This window comes from Allosaccharopolyspora coralli, from assembly GCF_009664835.1.
In the GTDB taxonomy this organism is placed as follows: domain Bacteria; phylum Actinomycetota; class Actinomycetes; order Mycobacteriales; family Pseudonocardiaceae; genus Allosaccharopolyspora; species Allosaccharopolyspora coralli.
The window spans coordinates 2510412-2531528 of record NZ_CP045929.1; the positions used below are offsets into that span (position 1 = coordinate 2510412).

Sequence of the window (21117 nt, forward strand, 5' to 3'; positions counted from 1 at the left end):
CGTGCCGTTCACCTCGTCCTCGGGAACTCCTCAGAGAAGCGAGCTGGCGTCGTGTCGTGTCAGACGCCAAGCGGCTGAGCGGTCACCACGTACGCGATCGCGACCAACCGCACCCAGCAAGACGCTCCGACGGGAGTTACTCACGTCAGCTGTCGAGACCGAGATGGGCGCGCCACGATGCGACGTGCGAGATGTCGGTGAGCCCCTCGGCGCCGGACCAGTTCCCACGCAGCACGGTCGCCAGCGACGAAGCACCGTCGGCGAGCTCGATGAGACCGAGCTCCAGTTCCGCGGGCTCGGCGGGCATCAACTGGGTGCGCAGCATCTCCAGCGGCAGATCGTAGAGTTCCCCCTGCACGGACACGCCGCCGTCGCCGACGTACTCCACGGCCGGGAACTGGTCGGCCACCGAGTACATCCGGTACCGCGGTGCCGTTCTGGCCGGTCCGACGAAGGGCGCACCCTCGATCCGGTGGTGCAGCTTTCCGCCGCGCATCCCACCACCGCTGAGAAACATCAAGGCCACGATTGCCGTCCTTTCCGAGCTGACTCGTTGGGTGTGAACACAGGAAGACAGGCACCGGCGAGGCGCCCCGGGGTCCGGGACGCCTCGCCGGTCGGCCGGGGTCAGCGAACGGCGTCGCGGTCGAGCAACTGCCCGCGCTGTCCGGGGCTGTCGATGTCCGGTCCGACGATCCGTTCTCCCCGCAACCAGGTGCCGCGGACGACTCCTGCCAGGGCACGTCCGTCGTAGGCGGAGACTGGGTTGCGGTGGCGCAGCCGTGCGGCGTCCACCACGTAGGCGTCGTCCGGCGCGAACACGCACAGGTCCGCGTCGCGGCCGACCTCGATCGCTCCCTTCTGCCGCAGCCCGGCGAGGTCCGCGGTGCGGTGCGCCATCCAGTCGACGACGTCGGTCAGGGCGTAGCCGCGCAGCCGGGCCTGCGTCCAGACCGCGGACAACCCGAGCTGCAGGCTCGAGACACCACCCCAGGCGACGCCGAAGTCGCCGATGTCCATCTTTTTGAGTTCCGCCGTACAGGGCGAGTGGTCGCTGACGATGCAGTCGATCGTCCCGTCGGCGAGCCCCTGCCAGAGGCGTTCCCTGTTCCCTGCCTCGCGGATCGGCGGGCAACACTTGTACGGCGTCGCCCCGTCCGGGATCTCCTCGGCGGTGAAGCACAGGTAGTGCGGGCAGGTCTCCACCGTGATGCGGACCCCGTCGGCCTTTGCCGAGGCGATCATCGGCAACGCGTCCGACGAGGACAGGTGCAGGATGTGCACCCGGGCGTCGTAGCGCCTGGCGAGTTCGATGACCTGGGCGATCGCGAGGTTCTCGGCTCCTCGTGGCCGGGAGGCCAGGAAGCGGCCGTACTCCTCACCGTGTGCGACCGGCGCGTGCTCGATGGAGTCGGAATCCTCGGCGTGCACGATCATCATCGCGCCGAACCCCGTGAGCACGGACAGCGCCTTCTCGAGTTCGGCGGGATCGAGTGGCGGAAACTCGTCGACGCCCGAGTGCAGCAGGAAGCACTTGAATCCGAACACGCCGTCGTCGTGGAGCTCGCGCAGCGAGTCGAGGTTGCCGCTGATCGCCCCGCCCCAGAAGCCCACGTCGACGTGGACCTTCTCGCGCGCAGTCTTGCGTTTGACCTCCAACGCCTCCGCGTCCACGGTCGGCGGCAGGCTGTTGAGCGGCATGTCGACGATCGTGGTGATGCCGCCTTCGGCGGCGGCGCGCGTCGCGGTCTCGAACCCTTCCCACTCGGAACGGCCGGGGTCGTTGACGTGCACGTGGGTGTCGACGAGTCCGGGAAGCAGCACTTCGTCGGTCCCGAGTTCGATCACCTCGTCCGCCTCGAGCGGCCGGTCGAAGGGTTCGACGGCGACGATGCGCCCGTTGCGAACCCCGACCCAGCCCGAGGTCTCGCCTTGCTCGCCGATCAGGCGCGGCGCGCGGAACGCGCGGTCCAGCCGGTCTTCGGTCACCGGGTCCTCCCACCTCGTCGTTTCAACAAAATGTTGAGCCTGTTCGGCTCTCGGGTCAAGAGTCTGCGGCGAGCACTTCCGTCACGCCCTCGGCTTCGGGCAGCCAGTCGTGCGCGAGTGCGGCACCGAGCCTGTCCAGCAACCGCGCCGCGTCGCGCAGGCACCGTTGCGGGTCTTGCTCGAGCTCGGCGAGCACGTAGGCGGCGTCGAAACCGGCCTCGGAGAGCCGCGCCCGGGGTAGTGAGCACTGGCCGGCGACCGCCACGACCGGCACGCCGGACTCGCGCGCACAGCGCGCGACGCCGGCGGGTGCCTTCCCGTGCACGGTCTGCTCGTCGACGGCCCCTTCACCGGTCACGACGAGTCGCGCACCGTCGAGCGCGTCCCGGAACCGGACGAGTTCCAGCACCACGTCCACGCCGGGACGTTGCGTCGCTCCCAGCACCGCGAGCGCCGCGTATCCGACGCCCCCTGCGGCACCAGCGCCGGCACTGTCGGCGGTGTCCCGTCCGCCGGCGCGCGACACGGCGTCCGACCACGAGCCGAGCCCGGCTTGCAGCGCCTGCACATCTTCCGGACTCGCGCCCTTCTGCGGCCCGTAGACTCGAGCCGCTCCGCGCGGACCGAGCAGTGGGTTGTCCACATCGGACGCCAAAATCACCGTAGTGTCCGCGAGCCTGGGGTCGAGCCCGGCCAGCTCGACGGTGGACACGTCGGACAGGGAGCCGCCGCCCGGCGGAAGGACCCGGCCGGACGCGTCGAGTACCCCTGCCCCGAGTGCGCCGAGCATGCCCGCACCACCGTCGGTACAGGCACTGCCGCCGACACCGAGGACCACGGTCCGGGCTCCCGCGTCGAGCGCCGCGCGGATGAGCTCGCCGGTTCCCGCGCTCGAGGACGTCAGCGGCGCCGACGTCCCTGCAGGCAACTGCTGCAACCCCGACGCGGACGCGAGCTCGACGAGCGCCGTGTCACCGTCGATCGCGAACTCGGTGTGCAACGGGGCGCCGAGCGGTCCTCCGACCAGCACCGGAACCCGGCGCCATCCGCACGCGACTGCCGCCTGCACGGTGCCTTCGCCTCCGTCGGCGACGGGGAGGCAGCGGATGTCGGCCGCCGGCCGCACCCGCCGCACTCCCCCGGCCACCGCCTCGGCAACCTCGGACGCCGACAGCGATCCCTTGAACTTGTCCGGAGCGATGAGCACTCGGCCGGACATCGAACCTCCTGTTGTCACCGGGTCGCCGCCGCGCCCGCGTCGTGCCGGGACCTCACGCGTTCGGCACCGCTTCCGGCTCGATCATCGCGTCGATGCTCGCGCCTCGCGGCGTGTTCGCCTCACGCTCGATCATCACCTCGACGAGCACCGGACGGCTGGTGGCCACGGCTTCCTTACGTGCCCACTCGATCGTCTCCGTGAGATCCGCGGGATCGAAGACCCGGCGCCCGGAACCTCCGAACGCCTCGGCGACCTTCACGTTGTCCGTGCCGTACTCGTCGTGGTGGATGTCCACCTCGGTGTTCATCGAGTACTCCAGCTCCGCCTGGCGGATGAGGCCCAGGTATTCGTTGTTGAGCATGATGATCACGAACGGAACGTCGTACTGTGCCGCGACGGCCAGTTCCTCGACGAGGAACTGGAAACCGTAGTCGCCGACCACCGCGACGACTTCCGCGTCCGGTTCGGCGGACTTCACGCCGATCGCGGCCGGGATCTCCCAGCCGAGCGGGCCCGCCTGGCCGCAGACCTGGTAGTGCCGGGGGCGGTGCGTGGTCTGGAACTGACCCGACCAGATCTGGTACAGCCCGATCGCCGTGACGAAGTACGTTTCCGGACCGAACACGGCGTTGATGTCCCGGAACACACGCGGCGCCTTGATCGGGACCGAGTCGTAGTCGTCCGGCCGCGTCAGCGTCGTCTTCAGCTCACCCACCTCGCGGACCCACGTGCCGTAGTCGGTGTCGGCCGCACGGCGCCGTGCCGCGTCGAGGAGTGCGTCGAGGAACAACCGAGTGTCCGAGACGATCCCGAGGTCCGGCCCGAAGACCTTACCGAGCTGCGTCGGTTCGATGTCGACGTGGATGAACCGCCGCTGCCCCCGGTAGACGTCGAGTGCCCCGGTGTGCCGGTCGCCGAATCGCGATCCCAGCGCCAGCACCAGATCCGACCGCAGGAACGACTCGTTGCCGTAACGCTGACTGGTCTGGATCCCGGTCATGCCTGCGAACAGCTCGTGATCCTCAGGGAAGGTCCCCTTGCCCATCAACGTCACCTGCACCGGGATGCCGAGCAGTTCGGCCAGTTCGCGCACCTGCTCGTGCGCCTCGCCGGTGATCACGCCGCCACCGGCGAGAATCAACGGCCGCTCGGCCTCCAGCAGCATGTCGAGTGCCTTCTCGACGCGCGGCAGGTGCGGCTCGACCGCCTTGACCGGCAGTGGTGCGTCGATGGCCGGGTCCCACTCGATCTCCTGCTTCTGCACGTCCAGCGGGAGGTCGATGAGCACCGGCCCCGGCCGTCCCGACTTCGCGATGCGGAACGCCTCGCGGAAGATCCACGGTGCCTGCGCCGCCTCTTTGACCTGCACCGACCACTTCGTGACCGGTTTGGCGATCTCCACGATGTCGACCGCCTGGAAGGCCTCCTGGTGCAGCTTGCTCGACACCGCCTGGCCGGTGATGCACACCATCGGAATGGAGTCTGCGTGCGCGGTGTAGAGGCCGGTGATCATGTTCGTGCCCGCGGGGCCGGAGGTGCCGATGGCGACGCCGACCTTGCCGTTGGTCCGCGCCCACCCGTCGGCCATGTGCGTGGCGCCTTCCTCGTGCCGCACGATGAGGTGACGGATGTCGCGGTGTTCCATCGCGGCGTACAGCGGCAGGATCGCGGCGCCGGGGCAGCCGAACGACACGTCGACGCCCTCGGACTCCAGCACGTCGACGACGGCCTGCATAGCGGGAACTGTGGGCATGGGTACACACCTTTCGGATGCGGGAGGCGGGCAACGACTCGAGTGAGCGGTTCTTGCGGAACGAGTTGTCGTCGTGTCGTGTCAGTGGCGGAGCCGCACCTTCTGAAAGAGTTCTCAGCCGCTGTGCCTCGCCGAAGGAAGTTGTGACGGCCTCGCGCGGACTCCCCCGCGTCCCAGCGGTCGGACGCGTCCGCGCGAGGCCTCCGCCACGCTGCGCCCGGCGACCCGGAGGTGGGCGGATCGTCGGCACGCGCTCAGCGACGCGGCGCTCAGTCGCGGCCGCTGAGCTGCGCCAGCTGGCGGAAGAGTCCCGAGTGGTCCAGGCTGCCGTCACCCTGTGCCTTGGCTGCGGCGACGACCTGGGTGACCAGTGCGCCGATCGGCAGCGCCAGCCCGGCCTGTCGGGCGGAGACCTCGAGGTTGCCGAGGTCCTTGTCGTGCAGCTCGATGCGGAAGCCGGGGTTGAACTCGCGGGACCGCATCTTCTCGGCCTTGGCGTCCAACACGGCGCTGCCTGCCAGACCGCCACCGAGCGCGCGCATTCCGGCCTCGGTGTCCACGCCGTGGGCTTCGAGGTACAGCAGCGCTTCGGCCAGCAGACCGATGTTGCCCGCGACGATCAGCTGATTGGCGATCTTGACGGTCTGACCCGAGCCTGCCGGACCGACGTGGACGATGGTGCTGCCGACCGTTTCGAGGAACTCGCGGCCGGCCTCGAACGTCTCGGGCTCACCGCCGACCATGAGCGAGAGCGTGCCGTCGATCGCCTTGGGCTCCCCGCCACTGACCGGCGCGTCGAGGGTGCGCACCCCCTTGCTCGCCGCAGCATCGGCGACGGCGCGGGAGGTGTCCGGGCGGATGCTGCTGCAATCGATGTAGAGCGCGCCCTGCCTGGCGTGGGCGAGGATGCCCTCGTCGCCGAGTGCGGCCGCCTCGACGTCGGGCGAATCCGGCAGCATCGTGATGACGACGTCGGCGTCCTTGACGGCCTCCGCGATGCTGTCGGCTCCCCTGCCGCCCTGCTCCACGAGCCAGTCGATCTTCGGCCGGGACAGGTTGGTACCGACGACGAAGTATCCCGCCTTCACCAGGTTCGCGGCCATCGGGCCGCCCATGATGCCCAGTCCGACGAATCCGATCGTGGTCATGTCGCGTCCTCCAGTCTCGTCTTGCGTTTCTCGTAGGGATTGAGGGCTGCGGTCAGCCACATCGCGGCGACGGTGTCCCGCCGGCAATCTGCGGGCTGTCACCTCGTGGCCGCCGAGGACAGCGTCGACTTGACGGCCGCGATCCAACCTCGATGCCCCCGCAGCCGGCCGCGAGGCGAGGTTCGGCCACCGACCCCGCCCACGCAGGGCAACCAGCACACCCTCTGGACGTCGTGCTCAGCCGATCTTCTCGATCCAGCCGAAGCTGTCGGCGCTGGCGCCGCTGGGCTTGTACTCCAGGCCGATGTGGCCGCGGTAGCCGGCGGCGGTGAGTGCGCTGAAGTAGTGGACGAAGTCGAGGTTGCCGGTGCCGGGCTCGTTGCGTCCGGGAGCGTCGGCGATCTGTACGTGCCCGATGGAGCGCGCATAGCGGTCGAGGGCGGCGTCGGGGTCGTCGCCGTTGGCGACCAGGTGGTAGAGGTCGAACAGCAGCCGCAGGTTGTCCACGTCGGACTCTCGATGTGTGCGGTCGATGACGCCCATCGCGTCCTCGGCGGTCTGCAGCGGGTAGGCAGCCACACCACTGACCGGCTCCACGAGCACGGTGCCACCGATCCGGCTGCTCGCCTTCGCGGCACGGGCCAGGTTCTGCACGGCGACCTCGTCCTGCGCGGACGGATCCTGCCCGTCGAGCCGGTTGCCGTAGAGCGCGTTGAACGCCCGGCAGCCCAGCCGTTCACCCAGGCCGACGGCGATCTGGACGCTGTCGGTGAACTCCGACTCCCGGTCAGGGTGGGAGAGCACGCCGCGGTCGCCGGACGGCATGTCGCCGGCGAAGAAGTTCAGGCCGACGAGCTCGACACCGGCCTGCTCGATCGCCTCGGCGAACGCGTCCACCTCGCGATCGGCCGGTGCGGCCGAGGCGAACGGCCACCAGAACTCCACGGCGTCGAATCCCGCGGCTTTCGCGGCCGCGGGCCGCTCGAGCAGGTCGAGCTCCGTGTACAGGATCGACAGGTTGACGTCGTAGCGGTCGCGTCCCACAGGAACCTCGCAGTTTCGCGATACGGAATCATTATTTCGTACAGCGATACCATAGCGAGGACGGGGCAGAGCGTCAACATTTTGTTGAACACGTGCGCCGTCGGTCGTGGCGCCGCTGACTAGAGTGGGTCGGCACCGGGGCCCGCCCCGCCTGCCGCATCGGGCGATACTGTGCCGTCGGAGGACGCGATGATCCTGAGAGCCGAATTCACCACCGAGCCGTTCGAAACCGAGGGCGAACCACCGAGCCACGCGCTCGCCGCACGCGACTGCCTCGAGAAAACCGGCCTGCGCGCGGACTTCGGCCCGCTCGGCACGTCCACGACCGGCGAGCAGGCGACCGTGGTCTCCGCGCTGTCCTCGGTCATCGACACCGCGCTAGCCCACGGCGCGCACCAGATCACGCTCCAGGTCACGGTCGAGGGCGCGACCGCCGGCGACGAAGCCTGAGGATCCTGTGCACCCGCTCGCCTCCGCCATCGCACCGCTGCTCGACACGATCGGTGCCACCGCACATCCCGCCGAGAACAGCGAACCGGGCGACATAGTGCTGCACTGGGACGGTGCGCCCGCTGTAGCCGTCCGGCTGCCGGGAGCGGAACTCACGAGCGCACTCGACCGCCTGATTCACCAGGTCGAGGCGGAACTCGGCGCGCCGCTGCCCGAGCTCGGCCGTCCGGACAAGCAACGCGCCGTCCGGCTGCTGGAGGAGCGCGGAGCGTTCACCCTGCGCAAGTCGGTCGAGTCGGTGGCTCAGGCCCTCGGCGTCAGCCGGTTCACGGTCTACAACTACCTGAATCGCGAGAACACCCGCTCGCAGGACTGACGCCGACCTTCGATCCACTCCGGAATCGTTCACCCGGTCGTCGGGCCCGCGCCCACCCCGCTCCACACCAACTTCAACAAACTGTTGACATGGTCTGCGCGCGGTCGTAGCTTCATCTCCCATCACGGCATCCGCCGATGCCGCCCATTTCCGAAGCATGATCGGACTTTCCGGTGCACGCACCGGATCCGGCACCGACCGATCTCTCGTGGGGACCCCTTCATGTCCACACCTCGCACCCGTGATCGCGGGCAGACGCCGCATCAGCTCAACGCGATGCCGCGCACAGACCTGCTCGCCCACTTGCTCGCCTGTCTCGACGTCCCGCGGTGGGCGGAGGCCGTCGCCGACAGCAGACCCTTCCCCGACCGGACAGCCGTCCACGACGCGGCCGAGCGAGCAGCCCGACCGCTGTCCGCCGAAGAGATACACCGCGCGCTCGCCGCACATCCGCGCATCGGAGAGCGAGTCGAGGGCAGCGGCACCTCGGCGTCGTTCTCCCGCGGCGAGCAGGGCGGTGTCGACGCCGGCGACGCCGACCTCACCCGCGCACTGCACGACGGCAACGCCGAATACGAACGCCGGTTCGGGCACGTCTATCTGGTGTGCGCGAGCGGTCGCAGCGGCACGGAACTCCTGGAGATCTTGCACGCCCGGCTGGACAACGACCACGACACCGAGCTAGCCGTGGTCGCCGACGAACTCCGCGCCATCGCAACGCTCAGGTTGGACAAGGTGATCGCAGCATGACCAGCGCAGTCACGACCCACGTCCTCGACGCAGCCAGAGGTGCCCCCGCCACCGACATCACGGTCCACCTCGAAGCCGCCGACGGCGACAAGTGGGTGTCGATGGCCGAGGCGGCAACCGACAGCGACGGCCGGGTGCGCGAGCTCGGCCCACAGCAGGTCGATCCCGGCACCTACCGGCTCACCTTCGAGACCGGCGAGTACTTCCGCCGCAACGAGGTCGACACCTTCTACCCGCAGGTTCAGATCACGTTCGCCATCCGGGACGCCGCGCAGCACTACCACGTGCCGCTGCTGCTGAGCCCGTTCGCCTACTCCACCTACCGAGGGAGCTGATCACCGCATGGGCATCGTCATGGGCCCGAACCAGTACGGCAAGGCCGAAGTGCGCATCGTCTCGGTCGCCAAGAACACCGAGCGGCACCGCATCAAGGACCTCAACGTCAGCACCTCGCTGCGCGGAGACTTCGAGCAGACGCACCTCACCGGCGACAACGCGAACGTTCTGCCGACCGACACGCAGAAGAACACCGTCTACGCCTTCGCCAAGCACGCACCGATCGGCGAGATCGAGGACTTCGCGCTGCGGCTCGGCCACCACTTCGTCGACACCCAGGACCCGGTGCGGGGCGCACGGATTCTCATCGACGAATACGCGTGGGACCGCATTCCGGTCGGCGGCACCGGCCACGACCACTCCTTCCACCGGACCTCCGAGGAGAAACGGACGACGGCGGTGACCATCGACGACGGCAAGGCGCACGTCGTCTCGGGGCTCACGGATCTCGTCGTCCTCAAGTCCACCGGATCCGAGTTCTGGGGCTACCCCAAGGACGAGTACACGACGCTGCAGGAGACCGAAGACCGGGTGCTGGCCACGGCCGTCACGGCGCGGTGGCGCTATCTGCGCGACGACCTCGACTTCGGCAAGACCTTCAGCGCGGTCCGCGAGACACTGCTGGAAGCCTTCGCGACCACGCACAGTTACGCCCTGCAGCAGACGCTCTACGAGATGGGCCGGAAGGTGCTGGAGGAACACGGTGACGTGGCCGAGGTCCGGCTGTCCCTGCCGAACAAGCACCACTTCACCGTGGACCTCTCGTACTGCGGTCTGGACAACGACAACGAGGTCTTCTTCGCCGCCGACCGCCCCTACGGACTGATCGAGGGCATGGTCACCCGCGACGACGTCGAGCAGGCGCCGAACGCCTGGTTCAGCCTGCCCGAGTTCTGAGTTTCCGGCCGCCGCCGTACGACGCGGTGGCGGCCGCCCTGCCTTCTCCCATCACTCTGCTCCGGCACTGTCTCCAGAGTGGACTGTGCCGTTGTCTTCGAGCGGCGATCGCGAGCTCCACCGATCGGCGCGAGCAGAGTTCACCCTGCGGCACCCAGGAGTACCGATGGCCCTGTTCAGAAGACGCCAGCCCGAACGCTCCTCCGGCACCGAGGTCCATCCCGTCGACGCGGTCCTTCCGCCCGGCAAGATGCTCGCCTTCGGGATCCAGCACGTCGCGGCGATGTACGCCGGCGTGGTGGCGCCACCCCTGATCATCGGGCAGGCGTTGGATCTCGACGCCGTCCAACTCACTCTTCTCATCGGCGCCAGCCTGTTCACCGCCGGGATCGCCACGGTCCTGCAGTCCGTCGGTGTCTGGCGCATCGGCGCCCGGCTCCCGTTCGTCAATGGTGTCACGTTCGGCTCCGTGGCCCCGATCCTGGCCATTGTCGCGCAGAGCAATGAGGAGAACCCACTCTCGGCGGTCTACGGGGCGGTGCTCGTAGCGGGTGTGCTCGCCTTCTTCGCGGCACCCTACTTCTCCCGCATGATCAGATTCTTCCCTCCTGTGGTCAACGGCACGGTCATCACGTTGATCGGTCTGTCCTTGATGCCCGTAGGCATCCAGTGGATCACCGGGCAGGACGAGTCCGCAGCGGACTACGCCTCACCGCAGCGGATCGCGCTCGGTGCGACCACCCTCGTGTTGGTCTTGCTGTGCAACCGATTCCTCAAGGGATTCTGGAACCGCATCGCACTGCTCATCGGTCTCGTGGTCGGCACCCTCATCGCCTGGCCGCTCGGTGCGATCGACACCTCGACGTTCGAGCAGGCGCCACTGTTCAACCTGCCCACACCGTTCGACCTCGGCTCCCCGTCGTTCAGCTTCACGGCGACGCTCTCGCTGTGCGTGGTGATGCTGGTGGCCATGATGGAGAGCACCGCGGACATGTTGGCGCTCGGTGAGATCGTCGACCGTCCCGCCGACGAGTCCACCATCGCCGCCGGTCTGCGCGCCGACGGCGCTGGCAGTGCGCTCAGTGCCGTGTTCGGCGGTTTCACCTGCAGTGCCTTCGCGCAGAACATCGGACTGGTCGCGCTGACCCGGGTCCGGAGCCGCTACGTCGTGGCCACTGGTGGGGTCGTCCTCATCGCACTGGGGCTGTTCCCGGTGATCGGCGCGGTCGTGTCGCTGGTGCCGGAACCGGTGCTGGGCGGCGCGGCTCTGGTGCTGTTCAGTTCGGTGACCACCAGCGGAATGCGCACGCTCGGCAAGACCGACATCGGCGACCCGTTCACCTCGCTGATCGTGGCAGGCTCGCTGAGCGTCGGCATGATCCCGGTGGTCTCCCCCGACTTCTACGAGCACTTCCCCGCCGCCATGCGCACCGTGCTCGATTCCGGGATCAGCACCGGCTGTCTGGCGGCCATCGCACTGAACCTGCTGTTCGGTTCGACCCGGCGGGACAAGGGCGACGTTCCCTCCCAACGCGACCCGGACGACGATGCCGCCCACAACACCCAGGACGATGCTCCGAGCCGCCCGGCCGAACACACCTGAGGCTCCGGCGCGTGCCTCGGAACACCGGCCCTGTGGAACACGGGCGGGTTCCGAGGCATGCTCGGGACCGGCAGCGGTGCCGGACCGGTCCTCCCGGGGGCGGTCTCGCACGACGATCCGGACGGCACGTAAAACGGGAGTAGGACTTGACTGAACCGACGTACTACGCCGCCGAAGGCGGGCTGCCGCCGCAGACGACGTTGCTGACCGACCGCGCCGTGGTCAAGCAGGCCTACACGGTGATTCCGCGTGGCGTGCTCCGCGACATCGTCACGAGCAACCTGCCCGGCTGGACCCGCACCCGAGCGTGGATCCTGGCTCGACCGGTCGAGGGTTTCGCGACCACCTTCGCCCAGTACCACGTCGAAGTCTCCCCTGGCGGTGGCAGCACAGAGCCCGAGCCGGAACGCGGCGTGGAGTCGGTCCTGTTCCTGCTCTCCGGTGCGCTCACGCTCGTCGTCGACGGCGAGTCACACGCCCTGATGCCGGGAGGCTACGCATATCTGCCCGCGGGTTCGACGTGGTCGCTGAGCAACGACTCGGACTCTTCCGCCGGTTTCCAGTGGATCCGGAAGGCTTACGAGCCGCTGGACGATCACTCCACTCCGAAGGCGTTCGCCGTGCAGGAACAAGACGTCGAGCCGAAGCCGATGCCGGACACCGACGGCGCCTGGGCCACCACACGGTTCGTGGACCCCGACGACCTCGCGCACGACATGCACGTCAACATCGTGACGTTCGAGCCGGGCGCCGTCATTCCGTTCGCCGAGACCCATGTGATGGAACACGGCATCTACATCCTCGAAGGCAAGGCCGTGTACCGCCTCAACGACGACTGGGTCGAGGTCGAGGCCGGAGATTTCCTGTGGCTGCGCGCGTTCTGCCCCCAGGCGTGCTACGCGGGTGGCCCCGGCAAGTTCCGTTATCTGCTCTACAAGGACGTCAACCGTCAGATCAAGCTGACCTGACCCGAACGCCGTTCGGCCCGGCGAGGCCGGTCTTCGAACTCAACCGGGTTCGCCGCGCCGCTTCCTGTGGGCCACCCAGCCGAAGTCGACGGCCGCCACGACCGCGAGCACGACGAGCACCCACGCGAACCAGGCGAGCCCGGGGACGAACACGAAGAGCAGGGCGGCCGACAGCCCGCAGAACACCAGCCCGAATCCGGCCAGCCACAGCCGCAGCGTCAGCGCACTGAGCGCCGACGGCGCGTCCATCGTCTGCGACAGGATGTCGTGATATCCCGGCAGTCCTTGGGAGTAGTCGCGGTTCTGGGACACCGTGGGACCTCCTTCGAGCATCGAAGAAGTAGCTGTGAACGTGGGTGGTGGTCCGGTACCGCCCCGGTGCGCGCGTCGCTGCGTGGCGGGCCTCTTGAGTACCCGGTTGTACGCGGCGGGAACCTCTGCCTGGCACGGCACGAACTCCGAACGCCGGAGCGTCTCACCCTGCTCAGGCTGAGCAGGGTGAGACCGTGCCCTACGGGCACATGTGCCCGTTCCCAACGCCCTGTCAGACGCATCCTTGCGGCGAAGCCGGCTGCGTTGCTGAAGCTGGTGCCGCTCACGGTTGGGGCCACCGCCTTCGTCCTGCCGCCACGTTTACACCCTCGGCGCTGCGGGTAATCGAGAATCGCCGTTCACCACAGGGTGGATGGGTTCGTAATACCCGCGCAGAAGAGAGGGATCGCCACATGACGACGACGCACGGTGTCCCGGCCGCACGGGAGATCATGACTGCGGGTGTCGACTGTGTCCGCACGGATCAATCGGCTGCCGATGCGGCACGGCTCATGACCGACCGCGGCGTGGGTGCCGTCCCCATCTGCGGGCCGGACAACAAGATCAAGGGCGTGATCACCGACCGCGATCTTGTCGTCAAGGTCGTCGGTCAGGGACGCGACGCGGGAACCTTTCCCGCAGGGGACCTCAACCAGAACGAGGCAGTGACCGTCGGTGCGGACGACTCTGCCGAGCACATTCTCGAGACGATGCGCCAACACCGGGTCAAGCGACTGCCGGTGATCGACCAGCAACGACTCGTCGGGATGGTCGCCGTGGCGGACGTGGCCCGGGCATTGCCGCAGCCTCGGGTGGGCGAACTCGTCGAAGCACTTTCCTACGAGTGACCCGAAGTCCACAACAGACCCGAGCGGGGCGGCCCAGCCGCCCCGCTCTTTTTTTACCGCGTCAAGCTCCCGCCCCACTTTACTGCCGGCTCACTCACCGCTCCATGAGCTTCGGCGCGGACGAGCCCCTCGCCGGGCGCCAGTGCCGCCTCGTTCATTGACAGTATCAACGGTTGGTGTTTTCCTGTGATCTGCGACATGCGCGGCCGGTACGTTCACCGCCGTCGCGGCCAGACCAGCAGGAACCAGTCCGCTCATGGCACGAGGAGACGCGCCCATGCGCAACGAAGGTGTGGGGTCCTGGCCCTACCGCAGGGCCCGGTCCGTTCCCGACGCGATCGCTGTCACGTTCCGCGGCGAGAACCTGAGCTACGCCCGACTCGACGAGCGCGTGACCCGACTCGCCCACGCACTGCGCGAACTCGGCGTGGACCAGGGCGACAGAGTGGCCCTGCTCAGCCGAAACCACCCGTCCTACCTCGAAACACTGTTCGCGGCGGGACTGTTGGGCGCGGTGTTCGTCCCGCTCAACGCGCGGTTGACCGCGCCGGAAGTCGCGTACTGCTTGCAGGATTCCGGAACCTCGGTGTTCATCCACTCCGCGGAGCTCACCGACGTCGGTATCGCCGCCGCCGAGCAAGCCGGATGCGGCCGGCGCGTGGTCGTCGACGGCGACCCCGACGTAGACTCCGTGGGCTACGAGGACATCGTCGCCACCGCCGACACCCGGCGGGTCGATCTGCCGGTCACACACGACGACGCCTGCTTCATCATGTACACCTCGGGCACCACCGGACGCCCCAAAGGGGTCGTGCTCACTCATCGCAACATCGTGTTCTCGGCGATGAACGCGGTCATCGACCTGGACCTGCTCAGCGACGAGGTGTCGCTGGTGTGCGCGCCGCTGTTCCACACCGCAGCGCTGGACTTCGTCGCGCTGCCCACCCTGCTCAAGGGCGGCACGGTGCGGATCGAGGAAGGCTTCGACGCCGAACGAGTCCTCGACGCCATCGAAGAGTCGGGTGTCACCTACATGTTCGGCGCCCCGACGATGTGCGACGCGTTGAGTGCACACCCGGACTGGGCGAGCACCGACCTGTCGTCGATCCGCCGAATGATCGTCGCGGCCGCACCGGTTCCGCCGCGGACGCTGCACACCTTCGCCGAACGGGGCGTCAAACTGTGCCAGGCGTACGGCTTGACCGAAACGGGCCCCGGAGCGCTCATCCTCACCCCGGACAAACTGCAGGACAAGCTCGGCACCGCCGGCGTCCCGCACTTCTTCACCGACGTCAGCCTCGCCGACGCCGAAGGTGAACCGGTCGCCGCCGGTGAGCGGGGCGAGATCCGGATCTCCGGTCCCAATGTCATGCGCGAGTACTGGAACCAGCCGGACGCCACCACGGACTCCTTCGCCGACGATTGGTTCCGCTCGGGCGATCTCGGCGTGGCCGACGACGACGGGTTCGTCACCGTGGTGGACCGGATGAAGGACATGATCATTTCCGGTGGTGAGAACATCTACCCGGCGGAGGTCGAGGCGACGTTGCTCGAGCTTGCCGGGGTGGCCGAGTGTGCGGTCTTCGGCGTTCCGGACGAGAGATGGGGCGAAGTCGGCCGCGCCGCAGTGACCGTCGAGGACGGCACTCGTCTGTCCGAACAGGACATGCGCGAGTTCCTGCTTCCACGACTGGCGAAGTTCAAGATCCCCGCGTCCTTCGTCGTTGTCGACGCGATTCCGCGCAACGCCAGCGGAAAAATCCGCAAGGACCAACTCCGCGAGCGTGAAGCCGGATAGCACTTCCGGCTCCGGCGCCGATCGCCGACCGACGTCGGCCACGGTTCTTCCAGTCGTCTCCGAACGGGTGAACGGCACGTTCGTCTCGTCTCGTGCCGCGAGAGTGCCGTTCGCCTCGTGGGGCCGGCTGCCCACCCGCATCCTCGTCCCAGGAGGCCCGATGACGGCCGCAGATATCGCCGCCGCGCAGGACAGACAGCAGATTCGCAAGGTCCTGCTCTCGAGCTACCTCGGCAGCACGATCGAGTTCTACGACTTCCTGCTGTACTCCACCGCGGCCTCGTTGGTCTTCGGGCCGGTGTTCTTCTCCGGTCTCGATCCCCTCGCCGCCACCGTCGCCTCTTTCGGGACTTTCGCCGCCGGATACGTGGCGCGTCCGCTCGGTGGCCTCGTGATGGGACATTTCGGTGACCGCCTCGGACGCAAGCGGATGCTCGTCTGGTCTATGACCATCATGGGGTTGGCGTCGTTCCTCATCGGACTCATCCCGCCGGCGTCGGTCCTCGGGTCCTCGGCGGCGATCATCCTGGTGCTGCTCCGGATCGCACAGGGAGTGGCCGTGGGCGGCGAATGGGGTGGTGCCGCGTTGATGGCGTTGGAGCACTCCGGGGCGACACGACGTGGGTTCGCCACCTCGTTCACCAATGCCGGAGCACCCAGCGGAACGGTGCTCGGCACCCTGATGATGGGCCTGTTCTCCGCGTTGCCGCGGGAAGAGTTCCTGGCCTGGGGCTGGCGCATCCCGTTCCTGTTCTCGGCGCTGCTGCTCCTGCTCGGTCTGTTCGTCCGTGCTCGGGTGTCCGAGAGCCCGATCTTCCAGGCGGCCATGGCGAAGCAGGCTACGACGAAGCCCACCGTGCCGATCGTGCAAGTCCTGCGCAGGCCCAAGAACGTGCTGCTGACGGCCTTCGGGAGTTGTGCCATGTTCGCCCTGCAGGTCACCATGGCGACCTTCGCGATCACCTATGCCGTCGATCAAGGCGCCGACCAGCAGACGGTGCTGTTCTGCTTCGCCTTCGCCTCGTTCACCCAGATCTTCACCGTGCTCGGTTGCGGACGACTGTCCGACAGCCTCGGACGGCGGCCCGTGATGATCAGCGGAATCGTGCTGTTCATCGCTCTGCTGTACCCGATGATGCAATGGTGGGCTTCCGGCGACGGTCTTCTCGTCCTGCTCGCATTCGTCGTGGGAACGACGATGCTGAGCCTGGTCTACGGCCCGATGGCCGCGTTCATCTCCGAACAGTTCGGCACCACCGCCCGTTACACGGGCGCGTCGCTCGGCTATCAGCTGGCGACGCTGCTCGGCGCGGGCCTGACGCCGCTGATCCTCACCTCGTTGTACGCGGCAGGGGGACGTGACGTCGCCCCCGTCATGTGGTTCCTCGGTTTCGTCGGCCTGATCAGCGTGGTGGCCATCGCCTGCACCAGGGAGAGCAAGGACAACGAGCTCACCCGCGAATCCGACTGAGAGGGCATTGTGGAACTCCGGTCGCCCGGTTCGAGCCTCGCAGCACGTGGTCAGTGCGAGGCGCTTCGCGTCGCGGCAGCCTGCCCGGGGAACGCGATCTGCCTGAGCAGGCCGCGAAGCCGGTCGAGATCCGGTGGGGCGAGCTCCTGGAGGGGTTCGCCCTCCGCCTCGGCGATGCGCGCGCGGGCATCCTGACGAACCCGTTGCCCGGCTTCGGTGGTCACGATCAGTTTGTTGCGCCGATCGGTCGGGTCGGCGGCACGCATCACGAGGCCGCGACGTTCCAGGTCGTCGACGAGCGAGACGATCTGACTCGGATCCAGGCCCATCGTCGCCGCCAGCCGGCGTTGCGTCACCCCGTGTTCGTCCTCGCCCGCGAGGTCCAGCAGCGAGTACGAGCGAACTCGCAGCCCCAACGGCGCCAGGGCCTCGCTGGCGGAGCGCGCCAGCACACCGCTCGCACGGGACAGCAGGAAGCCGAGGTCCTCGGCCAGCGGGCGGTTCGCGCTCATCACACGTCCTCTCGTTCGCAGCTCGCACAGCCTACCATCGTCCACAATTATTGACTTTATCAATGATCGATGATGCCATCGACTTGGCACTACAGACACACAAGGAGCCCTCTTCGATGGATCTCAGCAACAGCGTCGCGATCGTCACCGGGAGCGGCCAGGGACTCGGTCTCGCCTACGCGCGGGAACTCGCCCGCTGCGGCGCCTCCGTCGTCGTCAACGACGTCGATGAGCAGACGGCGGACTCGGCAGTCGCTTCGATCACCGCGGAAGGCGGCAAGGCCTGCGCCGTCGTGGGCGCCGTCGGGAGTACGGAAACCGCTCAACGGCTCGTCGACGGCGCCGTCGACGCGTTCGGACGACTGGACATTCTCGTGACGAACGCCGGCATCCTGCGGGACAAGGTCGTGTGGAAGATGACCGACGAAGACTTCGACCAGGTCCTCGACGTGCACATGCGCGGCACGTTCACCTGCGTGCGGGCCGCGGCGACCAGGATGCGCGAGCAGGGCGAGGGGGGCCGCATCATCTGCGTCGGCTCGCCCGCCGGACAACGCGGCAACTTCGGCCAGACCAACTACTCTGGCGCGAAAGCGGGCATCGTCGGCATGGTCCGCACCTGGGCGATGGAACTCGCTCGGGCGAGCATCACCGTCAACGCGGTCGTCCCCGTCGCGGCCACCGCGATGACCGAGACCGTACCGTTCCTCAAGCCCTACGTCGACGCGATGCACAACGACGAGCCACTGCCCGGCTTCGCGCGCCGCGAGCTCGGATTCGGCCCGCCCGAGGACGCCGCGGGCATCGTCGCCTTCCTCGCCGGAGAGGAGGCTTCCGGGGTCACCGGACAAGCTGTAGGCGTCGGGGGCGACCGCCTCGCCCTGTGGTCGCACCCCGAGATGACGGCGACCGCGTACCACGACGGCGGATGGAGTCCCGACGCGATCGCCACCGAGTGGCCACACACCTTCGCCGAACGACTCGAACTGGTCGGCGAGCAGCTTCCCGAGGAGGCATCCACATCATGAGCCGCTACAGCTACGGTGTCGACTTCGACCGCATCACCGCGCTCGACATGCACACGCACGTCGAGATCGACGGCTGCGGGCACAAGTCGCTCGACGACGACCTGATCGCGGCGTCCGAGAAGTACTTCAAGTCCGGGCAGGAGCGCACGCCGAGCATCGAGACGATGGCCGAGCACTACCGCGAACGGAACATGGCCGCGGTCGTGTTCACAGTGGACTCCGGCTCGGCAACCGGGCACCCGGCGAATTCCGTCGAGGAGATCGCCGAGAAGGCCGCCGGGCACAACGACGTGCTCATCCCGTTCGGTTCGGTGGATCCGTGGCAGGGCCGGGCGGCCGTCAACCGGGTGCGGAGACTGGTCGACGACTACGGGGTGAAGGGTTTCAAGTTCCACCCCAGCCTGCAGGGGTTCGAACCGAACGACCGGCGATTCTACCCGCTCTACGAGACCATCGCCGAGTGCGGCGTTCCGGCGTTGTTCCACACCGGACAGACCGGAATCGGTGCCGGCTTGCCCGGTGGCCACGGGATCAAACTGCGCTACTCCGACCCCATGCTGCTCGACGACGTCGCCGCGGACTTCCCCGGCCTGACGATCGTCATGGCGCATCCGTCGGTGCCCTGGCAGGACGCCGCCATCTCCAGCGCATCCCACAAGACCAACGTTTACATCGACCTCTCCGGCTGGTCCCCGAAGTACTTCCCGCCCCAACTGGTGAAGGCCGCGAACTCGTTCCTGCGTCACAAGGTGGTGTTCGGGTCGGACTTCCCCGTCATTCAGCCCGACCGCTGGATGCGTGACTTCGAAACGCTCGAGCTCAAGGAGGAAGTGCGTCCGTTGATCTTCAAGGAGAACGCGCTGACGGTCCTCGGCTTGCGCTGACCGACTTTTCTGAATCCCAGGAGGAAACCATGCCCACCAACACCGGCACGGCCACCACAGTGGACACTCTGGCGGAGCTCGCGGACCACCAGGGTCACTCCCTCGGTGAGAGCTCGTGGTTCACCGTCGACCAGGACCGCATCGCCACGTTCGCCGATGCCACCGACGACCACCAGTGGATTCACACCGACCCCGAACGAGCGCGCGCCGAGAGCCCCTTCGGAGGGGCGATCGCGCACGGTTTTCTCACGTTGTCGCTGGTGATCCCCATGTGGGAGGAACTGCTCTCCGTGAACAGCGTGACCACCAAGGTCAACTACGGACTCAACAAGGTTCGTTTCACCGCACCGGTGCCTGCTGGCTCCCGCGTGCGACTGGCCGCGACACTCGCGCAGTACGAGGAACTCCCGGGCGGCGGTGCCCAAGTGACGGTCGACACGACTGTCGAGGTGGAAGGCGCCGAACGCCCCGCCTGTGTGGCCCAGGTGCTCTTCCGCATGTTCGAGTGACGGTGCGGGGTGCCGGCGACCTGGTTCCGGCACCCCGCTGCAGCCTATTCGCGTCGGGGCTCGCTTCGGGACTCCGTGACGATGAGTTCGCGCAGCTGCTCGACGGCGCGTGTACGGGCGCCGGACAGCTCCGGTTCGGCCACCTGCGCCACCGCGATCGGAACGTGGCGCGGAGCCCGCGAAAATCGATCGGCGATCGCCCGCACCATCGACGGATCGCTGCCCCACGAACCGCCGAGGACGACCAGCCGGGGGTCGGCCATGGCCACGGCGGCCGACAGCACCCCGCCGACGGCGCGCGCGAGCACCTCCCGGACCCACGTTCCGGACGCGTCGTCCGTGCGGATCGAGCTCCGCAGCGCCTCGACGTCGATGGCCGTCGATCGTGCGCGCCGGAGCCCGAGGAGTTCGAACACCTCCGTGAACGGGCTCGCCGTCCCGTCCGGTCCCGCAGTGCACACGTGCGCGATCTCGCCGGCGAGCCCGCCGCTCCCCCGGCGGACCTCGCCGTCGGTGACCACGGCACAGCCGAGACCTTCGCCCAGGTGCAGATACACGAAGTCGTCCACTCCGGACGCGCCACCTTCGTCGCGTTCCGCACGCGCCGACCAGTTGACGTCGTTGTCGACAAGGACCGTCTCCCCCACGTACGGGGCGAGCACGGCGACCGGGTCGAGCTCGCCGACGAGGAAAGGCTCGTCCGGCACGCGCACGAGGCGTCCGGTCTCTCTGTCCACGGGGTCGGCGGCGCTCACCACAGCGCAGCGCAGCCCACCGGGCGCTGCGGCCGCCAGTTCACCCGCGACTTTCTCGAGCGCCACAGCGGCCACGTCCGGACCGGCCGATCGGTCGAGATCCGCGTGCGTCCGCGCGAGAACTCGACCGAACGCGTCCACCGCTTCGGCCGCCACACCGTTCGGGGCGATCCCGGCGACCAGCGCGGCGCCGCAGTCCTCGGCCAACGAGTAGTACGACCCTGCCCGGCCACGTCCGGTCGTCCGCTCCCCCGTGTCCACCAGCACTCCGGCATCGCTGAGCCGCCGCACACTCTCGGAGATCGTCGGCTTGGACAGGCCCGTCAGTGTGGCGATCTCACTTCGGGTCAGCCGCCCGCGGTGCATGATCACGCGGAGGACGTGCTCCTCGGTCAACGAACGCAACAGTCCCAGCGACGGCTTGGTGGACGACATGGCCCCAGTTTAGTCAGGACTCTTGCCCAAAG

The 21117-nt window shown here is 68.1% G+C and carries 22 protein-coding genes; 13 read left to right on the forward strand and 9 right to left on the reverse strand.

The annotated features are described in order from the left end of the window. Positions 1-145: 145 nt before the first annotated feature. The 6 genes from GIY23_RS11885 to GIY23_RS11910 form a co-directional block, all read right to left on the reverse strand. Entirely contained in the window at positions 146-526 is a 381-nt protein-coding gene (locus GIY23_RS11885) for an allophanate hydrolase-related protein (protein WP_154076716.1), read from the reverse strand. Positions 527-627: 101 nt separating this feature from the next. Further along, a complete protein-coding gene (gene allB / locus GIY23_RS11890; protein ID WP_154078793.1) occupies positions 628-1974 on the reverse strand; it encodes an allantoinase AllB in 1347 nt (448 codons plus the stop codon). Positions 1975-2044: 70 nt separating this feature from the next. Next, positions 2045-3208, reverse strand: a complete 1164-nt coding sequence (locus GIY23_RS11895) for a glycerate kinase (RefSeq protein ID WP_154076717.1) — start codon at positions 3206-3208, stop codon at positions 2045-2047. A gap of 52 nt (positions 3209-3260) precedes the next feature. Next, positions 3261-4961, reverse strand: coding sequence for a glyoxylate carboligase (gene gcl, locus GIY23_RS11900; RefSeq protein WP_154076718.1), 1701 nt, complete (start codon positions 4959-4961; stop codon positions 3261-3263). 269 nt (positions 4962-5230) lie between these two features. Next, on the reverse strand, positions 5231-6109 hold the full coding sequence (locus GIY23_RS11905; protein ID WP_154076719.1) for a 2-hydroxy-3-oxopropionate reductase: 879 nt from the start codon (positions 6107-6109) through the stop codon (positions 5231-5233). Positions 6110-6346: 237 nt separating this feature from the next. Next, complete coding sequence (locus tag GIY23_RS11910; protein ID WP_154076720.1) at positions 6347-7153, reverse strand: hydroxypyruvate isomerase family protein; 807 nt, start codon at positions 7151-7153, stop codon at positions 6347-6349. 189 nt (positions 7154-7342) lie between these two features. Between GIY23_RS11910 and GIY23_RS11915 the strand changes: the two genes are divergently transcribed. The 7 genes from GIY23_RS11915 (at position 7343) to GIY23_RS11945 (ending at position 12533) form a co-directional block, all read left to right on the forward strand. Then, positions 7343-7603, forward strand: coding sequence for a hypothetical protein (locus GIY23_RS11915; RefSeq protein ID WP_154076721.1), 261 nt, complete (start codon positions 7343-7345; stop codon positions 7601-7603). 7 nt (positions 7604-7610) lie between these two features. Next, positions 7611-7979, forward strand: coding sequence for a helix-turn-helix domain-containing protein (locus tag GIY23_RS11920; protein WP_154076722.1), 369 nt, complete (start codon positions 7611-7613; stop codon positions 7977-7979). Between the two features lie 222 nt (positions 7980-8201). Then, the gene (uraD, locus tag GIY23_RS11925) at positions 8202-8729 is read left to right on the forward strand and encodes a 2-oxo-4-hydroxy-4-carboxy-5-ureidoimidazoline decarboxylase (RefSeq protein ID WP_154076723.1); all 528 of its coding nucleotides are present in this window, start codon (positions 8202-8204) and stop codon (positions 8727-8729) included. Further along, a complete protein-coding gene (gene uraH / locus GIY23_RS11930; RefSeq protein WP_154076724.1) occupies positions 8726-9064 on the forward strand; it encodes a hydroxyisourate hydrolase in 339 nt (112 codons plus the stop codon). The genes uraD and uraH overlap by 4 nt, the downstream gene beginning before the upstream one ends. A 7-nt stretch (positions 9065-9071) precedes the next feature. Then, entirely contained in the window at positions 9072-9962 is an 891-nt protein-coding gene (pucL, locus tag GIY23_RS11935; protein ID WP_154076725.1) for a factor-independent urate hydroxylase, read from the forward strand. Between the two features lie 166 nt (positions 9963-10128). After that, a complete protein-coding gene (locus GIY23_RS11940) occupies positions 10129-11565 on the forward strand; it encodes a nucleobase:cation symporter-2 family protein (protein WP_154076726.1) in 1437 nt (478 codons plus the stop codon). 146 nt (positions 11566-11711) lie between these two features. Beyond that, positions 11712-12533: a bifunctional allantoicase/(S)-ureidoglycine aminohydrolase gene (locus tag GIY23_RS11945; protein ID WP_154076727.1), complete on the forward strand. Its 822-nt coding sequence runs from the start codon at positions 11712-11714 to the stop codon at positions 12531-12533. 39 nt (positions 12534-12572) lie between these two features. Here the strand turns inward: GIY23_RS11945 and GIY23_RS11950 are convergent, their stop codons facing one another. Beyond that, complete coding sequence (locus GIY23_RS11950) at positions 12573-12845, reverse strand: DUF6343 family protein (RefSeq protein WP_228717242.1); 273 nt, start codon at positions 12843-12845, stop codon at positions 12573-12575. 413 nt (positions 12846-13258) lie between these two features. Here GIY23_RS11950 and GIY23_RS11955 point away from each other — a divergent pair, with 413 nt between their 5' ends. The 3 genes from GIY23_RS11955 to GIY23_RS11965 all read left to right on the forward strand — a co-directional run bounded on the left by GIY23_RS11955 (position 13259) and on the right by GIY23_RS11965 (position 16962). Continuing rightward, positions 13259-13693, forward strand: coding sequence for a CBS domain-containing protein (locus tag GIY23_RS11955; RefSeq protein ID WP_154076729.1), 435 nt, complete (start codon positions 13259-13261; stop codon positions 13691-13693). Positions 13694-13970: 277 nt separating this feature from the next. After that, positions 13971-15491 (forward strand): acyl-CoA synthetase, encoded by a 1521-nt coding sequence (locus GIY23_RS11960; RefSeq protein WP_154076730.1) that lies wholly within the window; start codon positions 13971-13973, stop codon positions 15489-15491. Between the two features lie 160 nt (positions 15492-15651). Further along, complete coding sequence (locus GIY23_RS11965) at positions 15652-16962, forward strand: MFS transporter (RefSeq protein WP_154076731.1); 1311 nt, start codon at positions 15652-15654, stop codon at positions 16960-16962. 50 nt (positions 16963-17012) lie between these two features. Here the strand turns inward: GIY23_RS11965 and GIY23_RS11970 are convergent, their stop codons facing one another. Beyond that, complete coding sequence (locus GIY23_RS11970; RefSeq protein WP_154076732.1) at positions 17013-17474, reverse strand: MarR family winged helix-turn-helix transcriptional regulator; 462 nt, start codon at positions 17472-17474, stop codon at positions 17013-17015. A gap of 116 nt (positions 17475-17590) precedes the next feature. On the opposite strand from GIY23_RS11970, the gene GIY23_RS11975 reads away from it, so the two are divergent. From GIY23_RS11975 to GIY23_RS11985, 3 genes are read left to right on the forward strand one after another with little or no spacing between them, the layout of a single operon-like run. Beyond that, positions 17591-18502: an SDR family NAD(P)-dependent oxidoreductase gene (locus tag GIY23_RS11975; RefSeq protein ID WP_154076733.1), complete on the forward strand. Its 912-nt coding sequence runs from the start codon at positions 17591-17593 to the stop codon at positions 18500-18502. Continuing rightward, entirely contained in the window at positions 18499-19386 is an 888-nt protein-coding gene (gene couO, locus GIY23_RS11980) for a 4-hydroxyphenyl-beta-ketoacyl-CoA hydrolase (protein ID WP_154076734.1), read from the forward strand. The genes GIY23_RS11975 and couO overlap by 4 nt, the downstream gene beginning before the upstream one ends. A 29-nt stretch (positions 19387-19415) precedes the next feature. Further along, the gene (locus GIY23_RS11985) at positions 19416-19895 is read left to right on the forward strand and encodes a MaoC family dehydratase (protein WP_154076735.1); all 480 of its coding nucleotides are present in this window, start codon (positions 19416-19418) and stop codon (positions 19893-19895) included. A 44-nt stretch (positions 19896-19939) separates the two neighbouring features. On the opposite strand, the gene GIY23_RS11990 is transcribed toward GIY23_RS11985, so the two are convergent. Further along, the gene (locus GIY23_RS11990) at positions 19940-21085 is read right to left on the reverse strand and encodes an ROK family transcriptional regulator (protein WP_154076736.1); all 1146 of its coding nucleotides are present in this window, start codon (positions 21083-21085) and stop codon (positions 19940-19942) included. Positions 21086-21117 lie beyond the last annotated feature (32 nt).